The following is a 16,900-nucleotide window of genomic DNA, read 5'->3' on the forward strand; positions in this document are numbered from 1 at the left end:
GGGTCAGCCCAACTGCTGACTCAACCAGGCGCGGGCGAAGCGCAGGTCGCGCTCGACGGTGGGAATCGACACCTCAAGTACGCAGGCGATCTCGCGTTGCTCCATGCCGCCGAAGTACGCCATCTCCACCGCGCGCGCCGAGCGCGGGTCGCGCGCGGCCAGGCGGTCGAGCGCGTCGTGCAGCGCCAGCACGTCGAAACCGACCGTCTGCCCGCCCTGCAGATCGGCGTGCGACAAGGTCAACAGCACCGGGTTGGCGCCGCGCTTGGACGCGGCCTGCGCGCGCGCCTCGTCGACCAGCACCGAGCGCATCTTCAACGAGGCCAGCGCGTAGAAATGCGCGCGATCCTGCCAGTCGACCTCGCTGCCGATCAGCCGGATCAGCGCCTCGTGCACCAAGGACGTCGCCTGCAAGGTGCGATTGGACGAACGCGCGCCGAGCCGCGCGGCGGCCATCGCGCGCAGGGTCTCGTAGACCTGCGCGAACAGACGGTCGCGCGCGGCGACATCGCCGCCACGCCAGTCGTGCAGCAATCGAGTCAGCTCCTCGCTCATGCGCGTCCCCCGACGCCGTCGTATCGCATCGATCCCCCTGCGCGCGGATGGTAGCCGAGCCTCGTCGCCATGGCACAGGATGCGAACCGGCGAGCATCGCGGCCGCGACCGCCTGCACGGTTTGGGTGTTTGCCTGTCGCGCGTGGCGTTCGCCTCATGACAACGCGCGCACCCGGCAGTCGGCGCGGCATGAGGCCGCTTTCGCTTCCGGCCGCCATCGGCGATCCGAGCGCATCGCCCAGCCTGCAAACAACGCAAGCCCGCACCGGCGCAGGCCAGCCGGCCGATCGCGGCATCCGCGCCGGCGGCGAAGGCTGATACCGTGGCCGCACTCCACCGAATCCGACGCGATGCTGCCGTTACCGCTACCACTGCGCCCCATCCGCGACGACGATCGCGCCGCGTTGCGTGCCTGGCTGGAGCAACGCTGGGGCACGCCGATCGTCCAACTCGACGGCCGCGCGATCGACGCCGCGGTGCTGCCGGGCTTCGTCGCCGACCACGACGACGGCAGCCTCGCCGGCTTGATCGTGCTGCTCGACGAAGCCGGGCATTCGGAAATCGTGGTCCTGGACGTGCTGGCCTCGGGCATCGGCACGGGCACGCGCCTGCTTGAACTCGCCGCGATCCGCGCGCGCTCGCTGGGCCTGACCCGGCTGCTGGCGCGCACCACCAACGACAACCTCGACGCGCTGCGTTTCTATCAGCGCCGCGATTTTCGTCTGTGGCGGCTGACGCCGGGCGCGATCGACCGCGAGCGCGAGGCCGATCCGGAGATTCCCTTGCTCGGCCACCACGGCATTCCGCTGCGCGACGAGATCAGCCTGGTGCGCGAGTTGGGGTGAGCGACCCAAGCGCCGCGGCGATTGGTACGCGAGGGATGCGTACTCGCAGAGATAGAAAACTCGCCTGATCTCGCGTGTTTTCTCGCAGGCAACAAAAATTCACCTGCTGGCGGAAGCTAAGAGCAAATCCCCCTAGCCCCCTTTTTCAAAGGGGGGAACAACTTCGAACCGTCACACCCATCACCGCGCCACCACCTACCGCTTCCGCCCTTTGAAAAAGGGGGCTAGGGGGATTTGCTCTTCCCACAAGCCACCGCGCACCACGCAATCAACCGATCACGTCCGCGTGCTTTGCTTGTGAGCGACAAAAACCGGTCGGCGGGAGCTTTTCTCGTGAACAACAAAAAACCCGCCTCTCGGCGGGTTTTTTGTGAAGCCATCCGCCTTGCGGCGGTGGCGATCTTGTTTGGCAGCCCCGGATGGATTCGAACCACCGAATGCCTGAGTCAGAGTCAGGTGCCTTACCGCTTGGCGACGGGGCTATAAAACACAGTCTAACGCAAAAATTCGCGGCTGCAAAAGCAAAAACCGATGCAGCCGTCGAACGATTAGCGCTTGGAGAACTGGGTGGCGCGACGGGCTTTGTGCAGACCGACCTTCTTACGCTCGACTTCACGGGCGTCGCGGGTCATGAAACCGGCCTTGCGCAGCTCGCTCTTCAACGATTCGTCGTACTCGACCAGCGCGCGGGCGATGCCCAGGCGGATCGCACCGGCCTGGCCGGTGATGCCGCCGCCGGCGACGGTGACGTTGACGTCGAACTTGTCGGTCGACTGGGTCAGCTCGAGCGGCTGGCGCACGATCATGCGCGCCGTCTCACGGCCGAAGAACTCTTCGATCGTGCGCTGGTTGATGGTGATCTTGCCCTCGCCCTTGCGCAGGAACACGCGAGCGGTGGAGGACTTGCGGCGACCGGTGCCGTAATTCTGTTGGATAGCCATGTTCGTACCTTAGAAGTCCAGGGGCTGCGGCTGCTGCGCGGCGTGCGGGTGCTCGGAGCCCTTGTAGACCTTGAGCTTGCGGTACATGGCGCGGCCGAGGGTGTTCTTCGGCAGCATGCCCTTGACGGCGATCTCGATGACGCGCTCGGGATGACGGTCAAGTGCCTGACCCAGCGACTCGCTCTTCAGGTTGCCGACGTAACCGGTGAACCGGTAGTACATCTTGTCCTGCAGCTTCTTGCCGGTGACCACGATCTTTTCGGCGTTGATCACCACCAGGTAATCGCCGGTATCGATATGCGGGGTGTAGACGGGCTTGTGCTTGCCGCGCAGACGGCGCGCGAGTTCGGTGCACAAGCGGCCGAGCGTTTTGCCCGACGCGTCGACGATGTACCAGTCGCGCTGGACGGTCTCGTTCTTGGCGGAGAAAGTCTTCATGAAAACTCTTTTAGTGGGTGCAGATGGTCGGGCTGATTCCGCTGGACCGGCCCTCGCGAGGAGAGATTCGACCCGGGAACTTCGCCGCGCGTTGTAAAGGCGGAACGTGAAGAGGCGAGATGATAGCGGGCTTATTCAGCCGCCGCAAGTCGACCCGACCCCCATGCTAGCATTCTGAACATGCCTGCCGCGCCCCGGATTTCCGCCGATCCCACCGATCCGCTGGTGGCGCTGGCCGACCGCTGCGTCCAGTGCGGCCTGTGCCTGCCGGCCTGCCCGACCTACGGGCGCGAGCGGCTCGAGGCCGAATCGCCGCGCGGCCGGATCGCGCTGACCCGGGCCTGGGCGCTGGACACCATCGCCCCGAGCGCGATCGCCGACACCCACCTCGACCATTGCCTGGGCTGTCGCAGCTGCGAAGCGGTGTGCCCGGCGGGCGTGGAGTATGGGACCTTGCTGACCCTGGCGCGCCGGCGCCAGCGCGAGCGCCGCCCGGCGGCCTGGCGCCAGCGCCTGATCGAGGCGCTGGCGGCGCGGCCGCGCTGGCTGCGCGCAGGGCTGGGCCTGTATCGCCTGGCCTACCCCTGGCTGCCGGCGGCCTGGCGGCCGCTGCCGAGACCGCCCCGGGCGGTGGCGATGCCGCTGTCGGCCGGATCGACCGCCCCCACTTCGGACCGGGTCGGCCTGTTCGTGGGCTGCGTCGCCGATCGCTACGAAAGCCCGCTGCGCGCGGCTCTGGCGCGGCTGTGCGGCGCGCTGGGCGTGGTCCTCGACCCGGTTGCTCGGCAGACCTGCTGCGGCGCGCTGCACGCGCATTCGGGCGATGCCGCCCATGCGCAGGCACTGGCCGCGAGCAACCGCGACGCCTTCGCCGGCCACGCGACCGTGCTGACCCTGGCCAGCGGCTGCCACGACAGCCTCGATCAGGCCCTGGCCGACGGCAGCCGCGCGGTCGATGCGATCGTCTACCTCGCCGATCGCGCCGAGCGGCTGCGGTTTCGGGCTAGCGCGCAGCGCGTCGCCCTGCACCTGCCCTGCACCCAGCGCAACGTGGTCAAGTCGGTGCCGGCGCTGCGCCGGCTGCTGGCCGCGGTGCCGGGGCTGCAGGTGATCGAACTGGACAGCGGCTACGGCTGTTGCGGCGCGTCGGGTACGCAGATGTTCGCCGATCCGCAGCGCGCGGCGGAGTATCGGGCGCCGCTGATCGAGCAGTTCGAACGCAGCGGAGCGGAGCGGTTGCTCAGCGCGAATATCGGCTGCCGGCTGCATCTGGGCAACGGCACGCCACGGCGGGTGCAGCATCCGCTGGAGTTTCTGGCCGAGTGCCTGGAAGAAACGCCGCCCGCCGTGTGAACGCTGTTGCAGGAGCGGCTCAGCCCCGACGCTTTTCGATCAGGCCGGAGCGAAAAGCGTCGGGGCTGAGCCCCTCCCACAAAAGTCTTGGGGCTTCGCGGCTTTGGATTTCGGCGGCGTCGCGATCTTCATGCCGCATGGTGCGGCCACGCGGCCACGGACGATTTGTCCACCCCGCTTAACCGACTTCTACGCCGCCCGCGCCGTAGAATCGGCGGCATGAACGCTCGCACTCTCAATCCCCTGGACCGCGTGCTCAGCGAAGCCCAGCGCGCCCTCGACACGGTATTCGGCGCCCCCGGCGCCGAGCGCCCGAACCCGGCCGGCAGCACCGCCGAGCTGGTCCTGGAACCGGCCGAGAAGCGCCATTCGGCCGGGCTGATGCGGATCAACCACGTCGGCGAGGTCTGCGCCCAGGCGCTGTACTGCGGCCAGGCCGCGGTCGCCCGCGACGAGTCCACCCGCGAACACCTGCTCGAAGCCGCGCAGGAAGAGACCGACCACCTGGCCTGGTGCGCCGACCGCCTGCGCGAACTCGACAGTCGCCCCAGCCTGCTCAACCCGCTGTGGTACGCGGGCAGCTTCACCATCGGCGTGCTGGCCGGCCTGCGCGGCGACGGCTGGAACCTGGGCTTCGTGGTCGAAACCGAGCGCCAGGTCGAAGCGCATATCGACGAGCACCTGGAATCGCTGCCCGAAGGCGACCAGCGCAGCCGCGCGATCCTGCGCACGATGAAGGCCGACGAGGCCCGCCACGCCCAGAACGCCGAAGCGGCCGGCGCGCGGATTCTGCCGATGCCGGTGCCGACGATCATGGCGGCGGCGTCGAAGTTGATGAAGACGGTGGCTTATCGGGTTTGAGGGCTGGGAACCGGGAACCGGGAACCGGGAACCGGGAACCGGGAACCGGGAACCGGGAACCGGGAACCGGGAACAGCATGAGCGCAAAAGCCCGCCATTGGCGGGCTTTTGCTTTTAGAGAGCACGCCGGCGGCGGGCTGTTCCGCGCCCAGGCAGTTCCGCCCGCGGCCGGGTGTCGCGCCCAGACGTCCTCGCCATCAAGCGCCGCGGACACGCCTGCCGCGATCCGCTCCCTCTCCCGCTTGCGGGAGAGGGCTGGGGTGAGGGCCTGCGGCAGAGCGACGGGACATCGGATTAAACCGCGCCTGCGGCGCCCTCACCCCGACCCTCTCCCGCAAGCGGGAGAGGGAGACGATCGGCGCGGTAGCTGGGGGCGACCCGCGCCGCGCTGCGGCTGCATGAAATCAGTCAGGCCCGCGCCCAATCCCCTGCTGCGCCGCAGCGCCCGACCCCACGCCTGCGCCGCCCTCAGCACAACGAAAAAGGCCGGCTTGCGCCGGCCTTTTTCCTTAACCATTCAGCGGACCGTGATCGGAACCGGCTCGAACTCAAGCCAATCCCAGCGCCCGAATCCCCAATCCCGGCCTCAATCAGCCAGATTGCGCCCGTGATACAGCTCCTCGATCTCCCGACGCAGCCGCGCTTCGATCTTCATGCGCTCCTTGAACGAGAGGTTCTTGGCCTTCTCCTCGAACAGGTAGGTGTCGAGGTCGAATTCCTTCAGGTGCATCTTCGTGTGGAAGATATTTTCCTGGTAGACGTTGACGTCGAGCATCTCGTAGCGCGACTTCACGTTCTTGGCCAGGTAGTCCTGGATCGAGTTGATCTTGTGATCGATGTAGTGCTTGCGGCCCTTGATGTCGCGGGTGAAGCCACGGACGCGGTAGTCCATGATCACGATGTCCGACTCGAGGCTTTCGATCAGGTAATTCAAGGCCTTGAGCGGCGAAATCACCCCGCAGGTGGCCACGTCGATATCGGCGCGGAAGGTCGCGATGCCGCTGTCTGGGTGGGTTTCCGGGTAGGTATGGACGGTGATGTGCGACTTGTCCATGTGCGCGACCACGGCATCGGAGATGACGTCCTTGCCGGCCGCCTTCTTGTCGATCACCGGCTCTTCCGAGATCAGGATCGTCACCGACGCGCCCTGGGGGTCGTAATCCTGGCGGGCGATATTGAGGATATTCGCGCCGATGATCTCAGCCACATCCGTGAGGATCTGGGTGAGGCGGTCGGCGTTGTAAGCCTCGTCGATGTATTCGATATACCGACGGCGCTCGTCTTCGGAGGCCGCGAAGCAAACATCGTAAATATTGAACGAGAGGGCCTTGGTGAGGTTGTTGAAACCCTGCAACCGCAGGCGCGGCAACGGCTTGACCACTGTAGGAAGATTCCAGTCGGACGGCGAGGGCCGCGATTATGAGGCAAACCGCCCCGGGGGGAAACGCATGGTGTTTTTGGGCTTCGTTGGTGACAAAAGCGTGACCGTCGCTGAACTTCCATCATCGCTCTGTATCGAAGTCCGAGTTTCAACGTCAGGATTTGCTTCCACAGGCCGTATCGCCCTAAGCTCGGTCGACTGCCAAAGCCGAATCCCAATGTCCGCCAACCCGGTAGCTCCCTTGACTGCTCTGCGCCGAACCAACAGCCCGTTGCTGCCGGATGGCGCAACGATCGAACGCTTCCTGGCCCATTGCCACCGTCGTCGTTACCCGTCCCGTACGGACGTGTTCCGCCCCGGCGACCCGGCCAGCACGCTCTATTATGTCGTCTCCGGCTCGGTAAGCATCATTACCGAAGAAGAAGACGGCCGCGAATTGGTCCTGGGCTATTTCGGCCCCGGCGAGTTCGTAGGCGAACTCGGCCTATTCATCGAAAGCGACCATCGCGAAGTCATCCTGCGCACCCGCGCCACCTGCGAGCTGGCCGAAATCGGCCACGAACGCCTGTACGACCTGCTGCTGACCCGGCTGTCGCTGGACGCGCCCAAGCTGCTGTATGCGATCGGCGCACAGATTTCCCGGCGCCTGCTCGACACCAGCCGCAAGGCCGGCCGCCTGGCCTTCCTCGACGTGACCGACCGCATCGTGCGCGCCCTGCACGATCTGGCCAAGGAACCCGAGGCCATGAGCCATCCGCAGGGCACTCAGCTGCGGGTGTCGCGCCAGGAGCTTTCGCGCCTGGTCGGCTGCTCGCGTGAAATGGCCGGTCGCGTGCTCAAGAAGCTCCAGGCCGACGGCAAGCTGCACGCCCGCGGCAAGACCGTCGTCCTCTACGGGACCCGCTAAGCCCCGATGGGACGCATCGCCCCGTCCGTCCAGACCGCACCCTCGGTGCGGCTGGCGGAGTTGGGCGACGCCAGCGACGTGGCCGGTCTGCTCGGCCACCTCGGCTATCCGTGCACCCGCGACGAAGCCTTCGAGCGGATCATCACCCTGCAGGACGATGCGCGGCATTACCTGCTGCTGGCCGAAATCGACGGCCACGCCTGCGGCCTGATCGCCAGCCACACCCGCTATTCGCTGACCCACGGCTCCGATCTGACCCGGATCACCGCGCTGGTGGTCGCGCCGTCGTGCCACCGCCAGGGCATCGGCCGGCAACTGCTGCGCGAGGTCGAGCGCCGCGCGCGCCGCGACGGAGTCAGCCGGATCGAGGTCACCAGCAACGTCAGCCGCCTGGATGCGCACGAGTTCTATCGGCGCTGCGGGTATTCGGACGGGTCGCTGAAGTTCGTGAAGACGCTGGGCGACTGAGTCGCGCCTTGCCCGGGCCGCTACGCCGCGTCCCGAAGCCCCTGGTCGCAACTTGCCCGATCCCGCCACGCCGCGTCCCGAAGCCCCTGTAGGAGCGGCGCAAGCCGCGACCGCGCCAATTCGACCATTGCGAACCTCGCCGTAGAACGAGCTACGGGCGGCGCTGCGCCCGGATGAGGGTGCCTCGGCTGCCGATTGGCCGCGTCGCGGCTTGCGCCGCTCCTACAGGGGTTGCCCGGGCGAGAACGATGCGATCGGGTGGGATCGCTTCGCCGCGAATCTGCGAGGTCTTTTGTGGGAGGGGGTTCAGCCCCGACGCTTTCCGGTCCGATCGCCTAAAGCTCGCGGATCGCGGGCAGCGCCCGCTAAACCCGAGGCTCGTCGCGATCTGAGCCGAGAGCGTCGGGGCTCAAGCCCCTCCCACAAAAGACTCCGCGGCCTGCGCAAACAGGCCGATGGTCGCGCGAACGGCAACTCAGCGCGCGCCGTAGGCGCTGCCGTCTTCGGGGTATCGCTGCGCGGCGGCGCCATCGTGGCCTCGCCAGCGAGCAGCATCAGCCAGCGCCAGCGCCAGCACCGGTGCCGGTGTCGGCGCCAACGAATCTACTGCGCCGACCCCACCGCATCCCCACCCCGCCCCGGGCATCCCCAGTTGAGGATCGGTGTGCCGGCCGGCAGCACGCGCCGGAACATCTCGACCCGCTTGCGCTTGGGGTTGACCACCACCGGCTTGAGCGCGGCGTGCAGCAGCGGCAGGTCGGCGCTGCTGTCGGAATACGCGATCTCGACCGGTGCGGTGAAACCGGCTTCGCGCAGCATCGTCATCTTCATGTACGAGTGGCAGTGGCGGCGGGCGCCCAGCGCGCCCAGGCGCGGGCCGACCAGGGTGCCGACCACCGGCACGTCCTCGTGCGCGACGAAGCTCAGGATCGCGCGCGCCAGTTCCGGCGGCGCGCCGGTCGCGACCACCACCCGGTCGCCCTGCTGGCGGTGGTGATGCAGCACGTCCAGCGCGATCGGCAGCAGCCGCGCGCGGATCTGATCGGTATGCAGGCTGACGTAGCGGTCGATCATCCTGTCGAGCGCGCCGGCGCGATGCACGCCGACCGTACCGACCCAGACGAAGGCCGAAATGCCGACCCGGCGGGTCTTCAGCCACGCCACCATCGGCCCGGCCACCGGCGCGATCAGCAGCGCCAGCGCCATCCGCCACCACGAGCGCTTGATCAGCCAGGCGAACAGATGGCTGCCCGAATCGCCGTCGTACAAGGTGTGGTCGAAGTCGAACACGATCAGCGGCGCATCGGCGCGCACCGCGCGAAAACGCGGCGCGGCGACCTCGGCCGGGCGTACCTCGCTCACGCCGCGAACAGGCGCTGCAGCGCCGCGCCTGGGTCGCGTTCGCGCATGAAGCTCTCGCCAACGAGGAAGGTTTCGATCCCGGCCCCGCGCATGCGCGCGACGTCGCCGGCCGTGGCGATGCCGCTCTCGGTCACCAGGGTGCGGTCGCGCGGCACCGCTTCGCGCAGCGCGATCGAGGTGTCCAGCGACACTTCGAACGTGCGCAGATTGCGGTTGTTGACCCCGATCAGCTCGCAGTCGGTCTGCAGCGCGCGTTCGAGTTCGTCGATGTCGTGGACCTCGACCAGCACGTCCATGCCCAGCTCCATCGCCAGCCCGGCCATCTCGATCATCGCGCCGTCTTCCAGCGCGGCGACGATCAGCAAGATCGCGTCGGCGCCGATCGTGCGCGCCTCGTAGATCTGGTACGGGTCGATGGTGAAATCCTTGCGCAGCACCGGCAGCGAGCAGGCCTCGCGCGCTTCGGCCAGGTAGGCGTTGCTGCCCTGGAAGAAATCCACGTCGGTCAGCACCGACAGGCAGGCCGCGCCGCCGGCCTGGTAGCTGCGCGCGATCTCGCCGGGCTTGAAGTCGGCGCGGATCAGGCCCTTGGACGGGCTGGCTTTCTTGACCTCGGCGATCACCGCCGCCTCGCCGGCGGCGTGCTTGCGCTTGATCGCATCGACGAAACCGCGCGCGCGCGGCTGCGAGGCGGCGCGCGCGCGCAGGTCGGCCAGGGAGCGCACGCGGCTGCGTTGTTCGATTTCCTCGACCTTGCGGGCCAGGATCGTGCGCAAGACATCCGTCATCGGTTACTCCACTTCGCGGGTCGGTTCGCCTGCGAGGGGCAGGCCGGGGCGCCATTGTCCCAGTTGCAGCCGATCGAGCAAGGCGACGACGGCGTCGCGGGCGTCGGAATTGTGAATCGGCATCACCAGCACATCGCCGGGGGCGGCCCATTCCAGCAATTGCGCGGCCGCGCGGACCTCGTCCAGGCAGACCTGGATCGCCGCTTCGGGCACGCCGCGTTCGAGCAGCTCGCCGCGCAGGATCGCCGCGACCTCGCCCGGCGCGCGCCCGCGCAGGAAGCTTTCGATGTCCTTGAGCACGACCCGATCCGGCCGGAACGAGGCCGCGACCGCGGCCAGCGCGCGGATGTCGGCGTCTTCGCGGTTGCCGGCCTGGCCCAGCACCAGGCCCAGCCGGCCGTGGCCGCGCGCGGCGACCTCGAGCAGGCCGCGCAGGCCGTCGGGGTTGTGGGCGTAGTCCAGGTAGACCTCGCTGTCGCCCAGGCGCCAGCGCTGCAGGCGGCCGGGGTTGTCGCCGGGGTGGGATCCGAAACTGGCCAGGACTTCGGCGATCTGTGCCGGAGCGACGCCCAGGCCGACCGCGGCCAGGGCCGCGCCGGCCAGATTGGCGACGTTGTAGCGGGCGCGGCCGGCGAAGCTCAGCGGCATGTCCGCGACCGCGCCGAGGTCGTGGCGCTGACCGGCGTAATCCAGTTGCAGACGGCCGGCGTCGTCGACGCCGCAGGTCGCGCCGCCGTCGGCGCGGTGCATCGCCAGCAGCGGATGGCTGTCGTCCAGCGCGAACCAGCCGATCCGCCGCGTCAGCGACGGGCCTTGCCGGGCCAACAGCGCGTCGTCGGCGTTGAGCACCAGCAGGCCGTCGTCGCCCAGGGCGCGGGCGACGGTCAGCTTGACCTGGGCCAGGTCTTCGAGCGAATGGATGCCGTATTCGCCGAAATGATCCGGGCTGATGTTGGTGACCAGGGCGACGCGCGCGTCGCGCGGGGTGACGCCGCGGCGCAGGATGCCGCCGCGCGCGGTTTCCAGGATCGCCGCCTGCACGCTCGGCTGACGCAGCAAGGTGCGCGCGCCGACCGGTCCGGAGTAATCGCCGCTGTCGACCCGCTCGCTATCGACGAACAGGCCGTCGGTGCTGCTGTAGGCGGTCGACCAGCCGTGCCGCCGCGCCATCGCCGCGAGCAGGCGCACGCTGGTGGTCTTGCCGTTGGAACCGGTGACGACCGCGGTCGGGATCGCGTGCAGCTGCGGCCACGGCACTTCCGATGGCGGCGGCAGCGCGTCGATCGGCCAGACCCGGCTGCCGACGCCTTCGCCGATCGACAATGCCTCGTCGTCGCTGTGCGCCGGCAAGCCATGCGCGCGCGCTTGTTCGAGCAATTCGATCAAGGCCGGATTCGCCTCGGCGCCGGCCAGCGCGCGCAATGTGCCGAGCGCGCTGGCGCGATCCCAGTACGCGGCGTGGCCGGGCGCGTGCGGCGGCAACACGTCCTGGGCGATCGGCCCGGCCGCGGCGGTCCAGGCCCATTCGGCGACTTCGGTCGCGGCGTACAGCTGGTCGATCGGCGCGACGAACGCCAGCGAAGCGCCGCTGGCATGCACGCGCACCACGATCGGGCCTTCCGGCCAATCCAGCCCATCGCGCAGGTCGGCGATGTTGCGCCGCCACGCCGCCAGCGCGTCTGCGTCCAGGCGCGCGTCGCCGCGCGTCTCCAGCGCGGCGCCGGGGCCGTCGAAGTACAGGTTGCTGCCGGTCAGCCGGCGCGAGTCTTCGAACGCGAACGCGTACTCGGGCGCCGGTTGCGAAGCCGCGATGGTTGGCTCGGATGCCGCCTGCTCGGGCGCCTCTTGCTCAGGTATGGACACGTGCTCAGTCGCTCTCTTCGCGTTCGAAGCGCAAGCCGCGCTCGTCGCGCACCACGCCTTCCATCGCCGCGAACGCGGCTTCGTCCAGCGCCGGTTCCAGCGGCGGCAGTTCGGCGCGCTGCGCCACCGCGGCGACCACGCCCTCGGGCTGGAAGTGGATGATCTGCTTCCACGAGCGCGCCAGCGCGTCGGCGAACACCAGCACCAGATCGCCGGCCTGGCCCATGCGCAGCGCGGCGTCGACCGCCTGCTGCTCGTCGGGAATGATCGAGACCGACGCTTCGGCCACGCCGAGCGCCAGCAGCTTCTTGGCGATGATCCGCGGCACTTCGTCGCCGTCGCGGCCGCGCAGCGAATCGTCGCGGCGGCAGATGTAGTGATCGAACCGGCCGGCGACCGCTTCGGCGATCGCATGCAGGTCTTCGTCGCGGCGATCGCCGGGGCCGGCCAGGACCACGATGCGGCGGCCCGGCACGTCCAGGCGCTGGGCCAGGTCCGACATCACGCTGACCGCGTGGGCATTGTGGCCGTAGTCCATCACCACCTTGAACGGATGTTCGTTGTAGACGTTCATCCGGCCCGGGGCCTGGAAGAAGGTCGTGTCGAACGTGCGCAGGCCGTGGCGGATCGCGTCGAGCTTGATCCCCAGCGAGAACGCCATCGCCGCGGCGACCATCGCGTTCTGCACGTTGTGCAGCGCGCGGCCTTCCATCGTCGCCGGGATCAGATGCGTCCACAGCAACGGGATGTGGCTGCCCTTGTCGTAGAGCGTGATCATGTGGCCGTTGATGCCGGCCTCCAGCGCGCAGGCGCGGCCGCCAGCGCGGATGTGCTCGCGCACCAGCGCGTGCGAGGGGTTCATGGTGACGTAGCAGATCACCTTGGCGTCGGTGTAGGCCGACATCTTCAACACGTGCGGATCGTCGGCGTTGAGCACCGCGCAATCGGTGGCCACTTCGACCACCACCCGCTTGATCTCGGCGAGCTGTTCGAGCGTGTCGATGCCCTTGAGGCCGAGGTGATCGGACTGGATGTTGAGCACCGCGCCGACGTTGACCTCGGACACGCCCATGCCGGCGCGCAGCAGGCCGCCGCGCGCGGTTTCCAGCACCGCCATGTCGACGTGCGGGTCCGACAGCACCATGCGCGCGGACACCGGGCCGGTCATATCGCCTTCGACCGTGCGCTGGCCGTCGATGTAGACGCCGTCGGTGGTGGTCAGGCCCGGGGTGTAGCCGCCCATCTTGGTGATGTGGGCGAGCATGCGCGCGGTGGTGGTCTTGCCGTTGGTGCCGGTGATCGCGGCGATCGGCACGCGCGTGGGCGCGCCCGGCGCGAACAGCATGTCGATGACCGGACCGGCGGCATCGCGCGGCGTGCCTTCGCTCGGCGCGACGTGCATGCGGAAGCCGGGCGCGGCGTTGATCTCGCAGATGCCGCCGCCGATGTTCTTGTAGCTCTCAGCGATGTTGGGCGAGATGAAATCCACGCCGCCCACGTCCAGGCCGATCGCGAGCACCGCGCGCACCGCCATGTCGCGGTTGTCGGGATGGATGATGTCGGTGACGTCGGTCGCGGTGCCGCCGGTGGACAGGTTGGCGGTGGAACGCAGGTAGACGATTTCGCCGGGCTTGGGGATCGACGCGGCGGTGTAGCCGACCCGCTCCATCATCAATTCGGCCTGCGAATCCAGCTCCAGGCGCGTGAGCACCTTCTCGTGACCGACGCCGCGGCGCGGGTCCTGGTTCACCAGTTCGACCAGTTCGGCGATGCTGCGCAGGCCGTCGCCGACCACGTGGCCGGGCGTGCGCTTGGTGGCGGCGATCAGTTCGCCGTTGATCACCAGCAGGCGATGGTCGTCGCCGCCGACGAAGGTCTCGACGATCACCGAGCGCGAATGCTCGCGCGCGGCCTCGAAACCGGCGCGCACGTCTTCGTCGCTGGAAATGTCGATGGTGATGCCGCGGCCGTGGTTGCCGTTGTACGGCTTGGTCACGACCGAGCCGCCGAGCTTCTTCGCCGCGCGGATCGCGCCGCTGGAATCGCTGACCAACTCCTGCCGCGGCACCGGCAACCCGAGCGAGGCCAGAATCTTGTTGGTCTCCTCCTTGTCGCTGGCCAGTTCCACCGCGATATGCGAAGTCCGCCCCGTCACCGTGGCCTGAATCCGCTGCTGATATTTGCCATGGCCGAACTGGATCAACGACTGGGTGTTGAGCCGCAGCCACGGAATATTGCGCTCCTCGGCCGCCCGCACCAGCGAAGCGGTCGACGGCCCGAGCGCGCGGCGCTGGGCGTAGCGGATGAAGCCGTCGCGCGCGCTTTCCCATTCGAAATCCGCCGGCACGCTGCCGGCCGGGCGGATCTCCTCGGGCAGCAGCGAACACAGCAGCTTGATGCCGAGTTCGCCCGCGGCGATGCCTTCCTCGCGCTGCGCGTATTCGTACACCACCGAGTACACGCCGGGGCGGTCGTCGCTGACGCTGCGGGTCTTGCCGAAGGTGACGTTCTCGCCGGCGACGTTCTGCAATTCGATCGCGACGTGTTCGAGCACGTGGCCGAGCCAGGTGCCTTCGTCCTCGCGCATGCGGCGGACGAAACCGCCGGGTTCGCGGTAGGAGCAGCCGTGTTCGGCCAATCCGGGCAGCGCTTCGACCAGCCCGTCGATGAAGGCCGGTCCGAGACGCGCGGTCGGCCAGGCTTCCAGTGCCTGCAGGTCCAACTCCAGGCGTATGACCGGAAAGTGCGCATACAACGAAGGGCCGACATAAACGGAGCGATCGAGAATGCGCATGCAGAACCTCAGTTCATGGTGATTTGGGTCGAGTGGGTTTAAGTCGCGGGAATTGAATGGGACGGATTGGGGCGGAACAGATTTAGCGGGACGGATGTAAGCGCAACGTATCGAAGACGGCCAGGCTCAAGCGGCACGCACTCATTCACGCCGATGGCGTCATCCCGACTTGGACACCGCCAGCGAACCCGCCGATGCCTTGCGGGTATTGAGATTGAACGTAGCGCCTTTGGTCAGGATGTGCACGCCCAGGCCGAGCAGGCAGACCGGTTCGTCCTCGCCGACCATGTGCATGGACGAGAACTGCAGGCCGTCGGCGTCGACCACGGTGACCGAGCCGCTGCCTTCGACCTCGATGGTGTTGTCCGGGCTGATGAAGGCCGCGGTGTCCTCGTCCAGGCCGATGCCGATCGCGAACGGGTTGTAGGCCAGCGCCGCGACCAGGCGGCCGAGGCGGTCGCGCTGGCGGAAGTGCTGGTCGATCACCACCCGGTTGGTCAGGCCCAGGCCCGGCGCCAGCCGCACGCTGTCGGCGCGCGGCGAGGAGCCCTCGGTGCCGAACGCGATCATGTGCTCGCTGAGGATGCTCGCGCCCGCGCTGGTGCCGCCGACGGCCACGCCGCGCGCGTTCTGCGCGCGGATCGCCTGCGCAATCGGCGTGCCACCGAGCATGGTGGAGATGCGCAATTGGTTGCCGCCGGTGAAGAAAATGCCGCTGGCCTGTTCGATCCGCTGGATCCGGTTGGGCTCGAAACAATCGCGGCGGGTATCGAAATCCATCGACTCGACCCGGCTGGCGCCGAGGTCGGAGAACAGTTTTTCGTAGCGATCGCCGGTGTCGGGCATGCGGCTGGCGGTGGGAATCACCACGATGTCGGCGCCGTCGCCGCCGCACAGATCCAGGAACCGCTGCAGAATCTTCGCTCCGTGTTCCTTGTCTTCCGCCCCACCTATCGGAACGATCCAGCCCCGCTCTTCACCGTCGGGGATTCTGCTTGGCGACATCCGTACGTACTCACTCTTGGTCGGGCTGGCTGCGCGCGAGGCGCAGCGAAAGCGGCTGGCCGCCGCGTATTGGCGGCGGCGATCGGGAATTCAGCGGTGGGCCGGGCCTATGCGACCGGGAGCGGTCGCGAACGGATCGGGTATCAGGTCTCAAAATTACCACGCCGCAGCACCGCGCCGTCGCGCAGATGCGCGCGGCCGGCGATGAACACATCATGCGCGGCGCCGTTTTCGTCCAGCGCGACCAGGTCGGCGTCGGCGCCGGCGGCGATCACGCCCTTGCCGGGTAGGCGCAGCAGACGGGCCGGATTGAGGGTGAAGGCCGGCAGCGCGCGTTCGAGTTCGACCCCGCGCGCCAACACCGCGTTCAGGCATTCGAGCAGGGCGCCCGATTCGCCCACGCCCATGCCGCACATTCGCCCGTGCTCGTCGAAACAGGCCAGGCAGCCGCCGGCATCGGAACTGACGCTGACCCGCTCGGCCGGCGCGCCGCTGTCGAGGTACTGGATCAGCGCATCCTGCGCGGTCCAGGCGTCCTCGCCTTCTTCGACCGGGAACGCGGTCAGGTCGATGTGGCAACCGCGCCGCGCCAGGTCCAGGGCTTCGGCGAACAAGGCCTTGCGCCGGTTGACGTGGGTCGGGTTGAACACCCGCGCCGGCAGTTCGCTGGTATCGAGCGCCTGGCGCACCAGTTCCAGCCCGCGCGGGCCGTCGCCCAGGTGCAGGTGGACGATGCCGGCCTTGCCGGTCATCAGCCCGGCGACATGCGCCTCGGACGCGAGCTTCAACAGTTCGTCCAGGGTCGGCTGGCTGGAGCGGTGGTCGCTGATCGCGACCTCGCCCACGCCGATCAGCGGCTCGATGAACACCACATCGCCGCGCACGCTGCCGGTCAGGGTGGTGGGCGGCAGGTGGTAGCCGCCGCAATACCCCCAGGCGTTGAGGCCTTCTTCGCGCAGGCCGTAGATATTGGCGACCAGCTCGCGGGTGCCACGCGCGAGGTCGTCGGTGCCGAGCAGACCGACCACGCTGGTCACGCCGGCGCGGGTGTAGCGCGACAGCATCGGCGCCGGCACGCGGGTGCGGAAACCGGCTTCGCCGCCGCCGCCGGTGACGTGGACATGGCCGTCGATCAGGCCCGGGATCAGCCGCCGGCCCTGCAGGTCGAGGGTCTCGACCGGCAGCGAGGCCGGCAGCTGCGGCGGGTCGATGCCCATCCACAGGATCTTGCCGCCGCCGAGCAGCAGATTCTGCCGGCCCAGCGCCTGCGGCGCGTAGACATCGGCGTTGAGGATCAGGCGCAGCGCGGGTTCGTCGGTCGGGGCTGCGGACATCGTCG

Annotated in this window: 15 protein-coding genes and 1 tRNA gene; 5 read left to right on the forward strand and 11 right to left on the reverse strand. The window is 68.4% G+C overall.

Annotated elements, in window-relative coordinates; translation table 11 throughout:
• Window positions 1–3 precede the first annotated feature (3 nt).
• Entirely contained in the window at window positions 4–555 is a 552-nt protein-coding gene (locus tag KME82_RS20750) for an ECF-type sigma factor (RefSeq protein ID WP_215495688.1), read from the reverse strand.
• A gap of 350 nt (window positions 556–905) precedes the next feature.
• Here KME82_RS20750 and KME82_RS20755 point away from each other — a divergent pair, with 350 nt between their 5' ends.
• Window positions 906–1,400 carry a GNAT family N-acetyltransferase gene (locus KME82_RS20755; RefSeq protein WP_215495689.1) on the forward strand — a complete coding sequence of 165 codons (495 nt, stop codon included), beginning with the start codon at window positions 906–908 and terminating at the stop codon, window positions 1,398–1,400.
• Window positions 1,401–1,807: 407 nt separating this feature from the next.
• Here KME82_RS20755 and KME82_RS20760 read toward each other — a convergent pair.
• The 3 genes from KME82_RS20760 to rplM all read right to left on the reverse strand — a co-directional run bounded on the left by KME82_RS20760 (window position 1,808) and on the right by rplM (window position 2,779).
• Window positions 1,808–1,882 (reverse strand) — tRNA-Gln (locus KME82_RS20760).
• Window positions 1,883–1,948: 66 nt separating this feature from the next.
• Window positions 1,949–2,341 carry a 30S ribosomal protein S9 gene (rpsI, locus tag KME82_RS20765; RefSeq protein WP_036104896.1) on the reverse strand — a complete coding sequence of 131 codons (393 nt, stop codon included), beginning with the start codon at window positions 2,339–2,341 and terminating at the stop codon, window positions 1,949–1,951.
• A gap of 9 nt (window positions 2,342–2,350) precedes the next feature.
• Window positions 2,351–2,779 carry a 50S ribosomal protein L13 gene (gene rplM / locus KME82_RS20770; protein WP_215495690.1) on the reverse strand — a complete coding sequence of 143 codons (429 nt, stop codon included), beginning with the start codon at window positions 2,777–2,779 and terminating at the stop codon, window positions 2,351–2,353.
• A gap of 180 nt (window positions 2,780–2,959) precedes the next feature.
• On the opposite strand from rplM, the gene KME82_RS20775 reads away from it, so the two are divergent.
• Window positions 2,960–4,132 carry a (Fe-S)-binding protein gene (locus KME82_RS20775; RefSeq protein ID WP_215495691.1) on the forward strand — a complete coding sequence of 391 codons (1,173 nt, stop codon included), beginning with the start codon at window positions 2,960–2,962 and terminating at the stop codon, window positions 4,130–4,132.
• 219 nt (window positions 4,133–4,351) lie between these two features.
• Window positions 4,352–4,993: a 2-polyprenyl-3-methyl-6-methoxy-1,4-benzoquinone monooxygenase gene (gene coq7, locus KME82_RS20780; protein ID WP_046657872.1), complete on the forward strand. Its 642-nt coding sequence runs from the start codon at window positions 4,352–4,354 to the stop codon at window positions 4,991–4,993.
• Window positions 4,994–5,579: 586 nt separating this feature from the next.
• Here coq7 and speD read toward each other — a convergent pair.
• Window positions 5,580–6,374, reverse strand: a complete 795-nt coding sequence (gene speD, locus KME82_RS20785; RefSeq protein WP_036104904.1) for an adenosylmethionine decarboxylase — start codon at window positions 6,372–6,374, stop codon at window positions 5,580–5,582.
• 241 nt (window positions 6,375–6,615) lie between these two features.
• On the opposite strand from speD, the gene crp reads away from it, so the two are divergent.
• The gene (gene crp, locus KME82_RS20790) at window positions 6,616–7,281 is read left to right on the forward strand and encodes a cAMP-activated global transcriptional regulator CRP (protein WP_056106010.1); all 666 of its coding nucleotides are present in this window, start codon (window positions 6,616–6,618) and stop codon (window positions 7,279–7,281) included.
• A 6-nt stretch (window positions 7,282–7,287) separates the two neighbouring features.
• Window positions 7,288–7,749: a global regulator CLP-associated N-acetyltransferase gene (locus KME82_RS20795; protein WP_215495692.1), complete on the forward strand. Its 462-nt coding sequence runs from the start codon at window positions 7,288–7,290 to the stop codon at window positions 7,747–7,749.
• 603 nt (window positions 7,750–8,352) lie between these two features.
• On the opposite strand, the gene KME82_RS20800 is transcribed toward KME82_RS20795, so the two are convergent.
• From KME82_RS20800 to iadA, 6 genes are all read right to left on the reverse strand, one after another.
• A complete protein-coding gene (locus KME82_RS20800; RefSeq protein WP_215495693.1) occupies window positions 8,353–9,111 on the reverse strand; it encodes a haloacid dehalogenase-like hydrolase in 759 nt (252 codons plus the stop codon).
• The gene (gene trpC, locus KME82_RS20805; RefSeq protein ID WP_036104907.1) at window positions 9,108–9,899 is read right to left on the reverse strand and encodes an indole-3-glycerol phosphate synthase TrpC; all 792 of its coding nucleotides are present in this window, start codon (window positions 9,897–9,899) and stop codon (window positions 9,108–9,110) included. Before trpC ends, KME82_RS20800 begins: the two co-directional genes overlap by 4 nt.
• 3 nt (window positions 9,900–9,902) lie before the next feature.
• Window positions 9,903–11,762, reverse strand: coding sequence for a Mur ligase family protein (locus KME82_RS20810; protein ID WP_252255451.1), 1,860 nt, complete (start codon window positions 11,760–11,762; stop codon window positions 9,903–9,905).
• Window positions 11,763–11,766: 4 nt separating this feature from the next.
• Window positions 11,767–14,556: a cyanophycin synthetase gene (gene cphA / locus KME82_RS20815; protein WP_215495694.1), complete on the reverse strand. Its 2,790-nt coding sequence runs from the start codon at window positions 14,554–14,556 to the stop codon at window positions 11,767–11,769.
• 159 nt (window positions 14,557–14,715) lie between these two features.
• Window positions 14,716–15,561 (reverse strand): cyanophycinase, encoded by an 846-nt coding sequence (locus tag KME82_RS20820; protein ID WP_215495695.1) that lies wholly within the window; start codon window positions 15,559–15,561, stop codon window positions 14,716–14,718.
• Between the two features lie 143 nt (window positions 15,562–15,704).
• A complete protein-coding gene (gene iadA / locus KME82_RS20825) occupies window positions 15,705–16,895 on the reverse strand; it encodes a beta-aspartyl-peptidase (protein ID WP_215495696.1) in 1,191 nt (396 codons plus the stop codon).
• Between the last annotated feature and the right edge of the window lie 5 nt (window positions 16,896–16,900).

The sequence above is a fragment of the Lysobacter capsici genome, assembly GCF_018732085.1.
In the GTDB taxonomy this organism is placed as follows: Bacteria; Pseudomonadota; Gammaproteobacteria; order Xanthomonadales; family Xanthomonadaceae; genus Lysobacter; species Lysobacter capsici_A.

Bases quoted from the DNA above. Each gene is read 5' to 3' on its own strand.
- KME82_RS20750 (WP_215495688.1), bottom strand. From the start codon at position 555: ATGAGCGAGGAGCTGACTCGATTGCTGCACGACTGGCGTGGCGGCGAT.
- KME82_RS20755 (WP_215495689.1), top strand. From the start codon at position 906: ATGCTGCCGTTACCGCTACCACTGCGCCCCATCCGCGACGACGATCGC.
- rpsI (WP_036104896.1), bottom strand. From the start codon at position 2,341: ATGGCTATCCAACAGAATTACGGCACCGGTCGCCGCAAGTCCTCCACC.
- rplM (WP_215495690.1), bottom strand. From the start codon at position 2,779: ATGAAGACTTTCTCCGCCAAGAACGAGACCGTCCAGCGCGACTGGTAC.
- KME82_RS20775 (WP_215495691.1), top strand. From the start codon at position 2,960: ATGCCTGCCGCGCCCCGGATTTCCGCCGATCCCACCGATCCGCTGGTG.
- coq7 (WP_046657872.1), top strand. From the start codon at position 4,352: ATGAACGCTCGCACTCTCAATCCCCTGGACCGCGTGCTCAGCGAAGCC.
- KME82_RS20795 (WP_215495692.1), top strand. From the start codon at position 7,288: ATGGGACGCATCGCCCCGTCCGTCCAGACCGCACCCTCGGTGCGGCTG.
- trpC (WP_036104907.1), bottom strand. From the start codon at position 9,899: ATGACGGATGTCTTGCGCACGATCCTGGCCCGCAAGGTCGAGGAAATC.
- cphA (WP_215495694.1), bottom strand. From the start codon at position 14,556: ATGCGCATTCTCGATCGCTCCGTTTATGTCGGCCCTTCGTTGTATGCG.
- KME82_RS20820 (WP_215495695.1), bottom strand. From the start codon at position 15,561: ATGTCGCCAAGCAGAATCCCCGACGGTGAAGAGCGGGGCTGGATCGTT.
- iadA (WP_215495696.1), bottom strand. From the start codon at position 16,895: ATGTCCGCAGCCCCGACCGACGAACCCGCGCTGCGCCTGATCCTCAAC.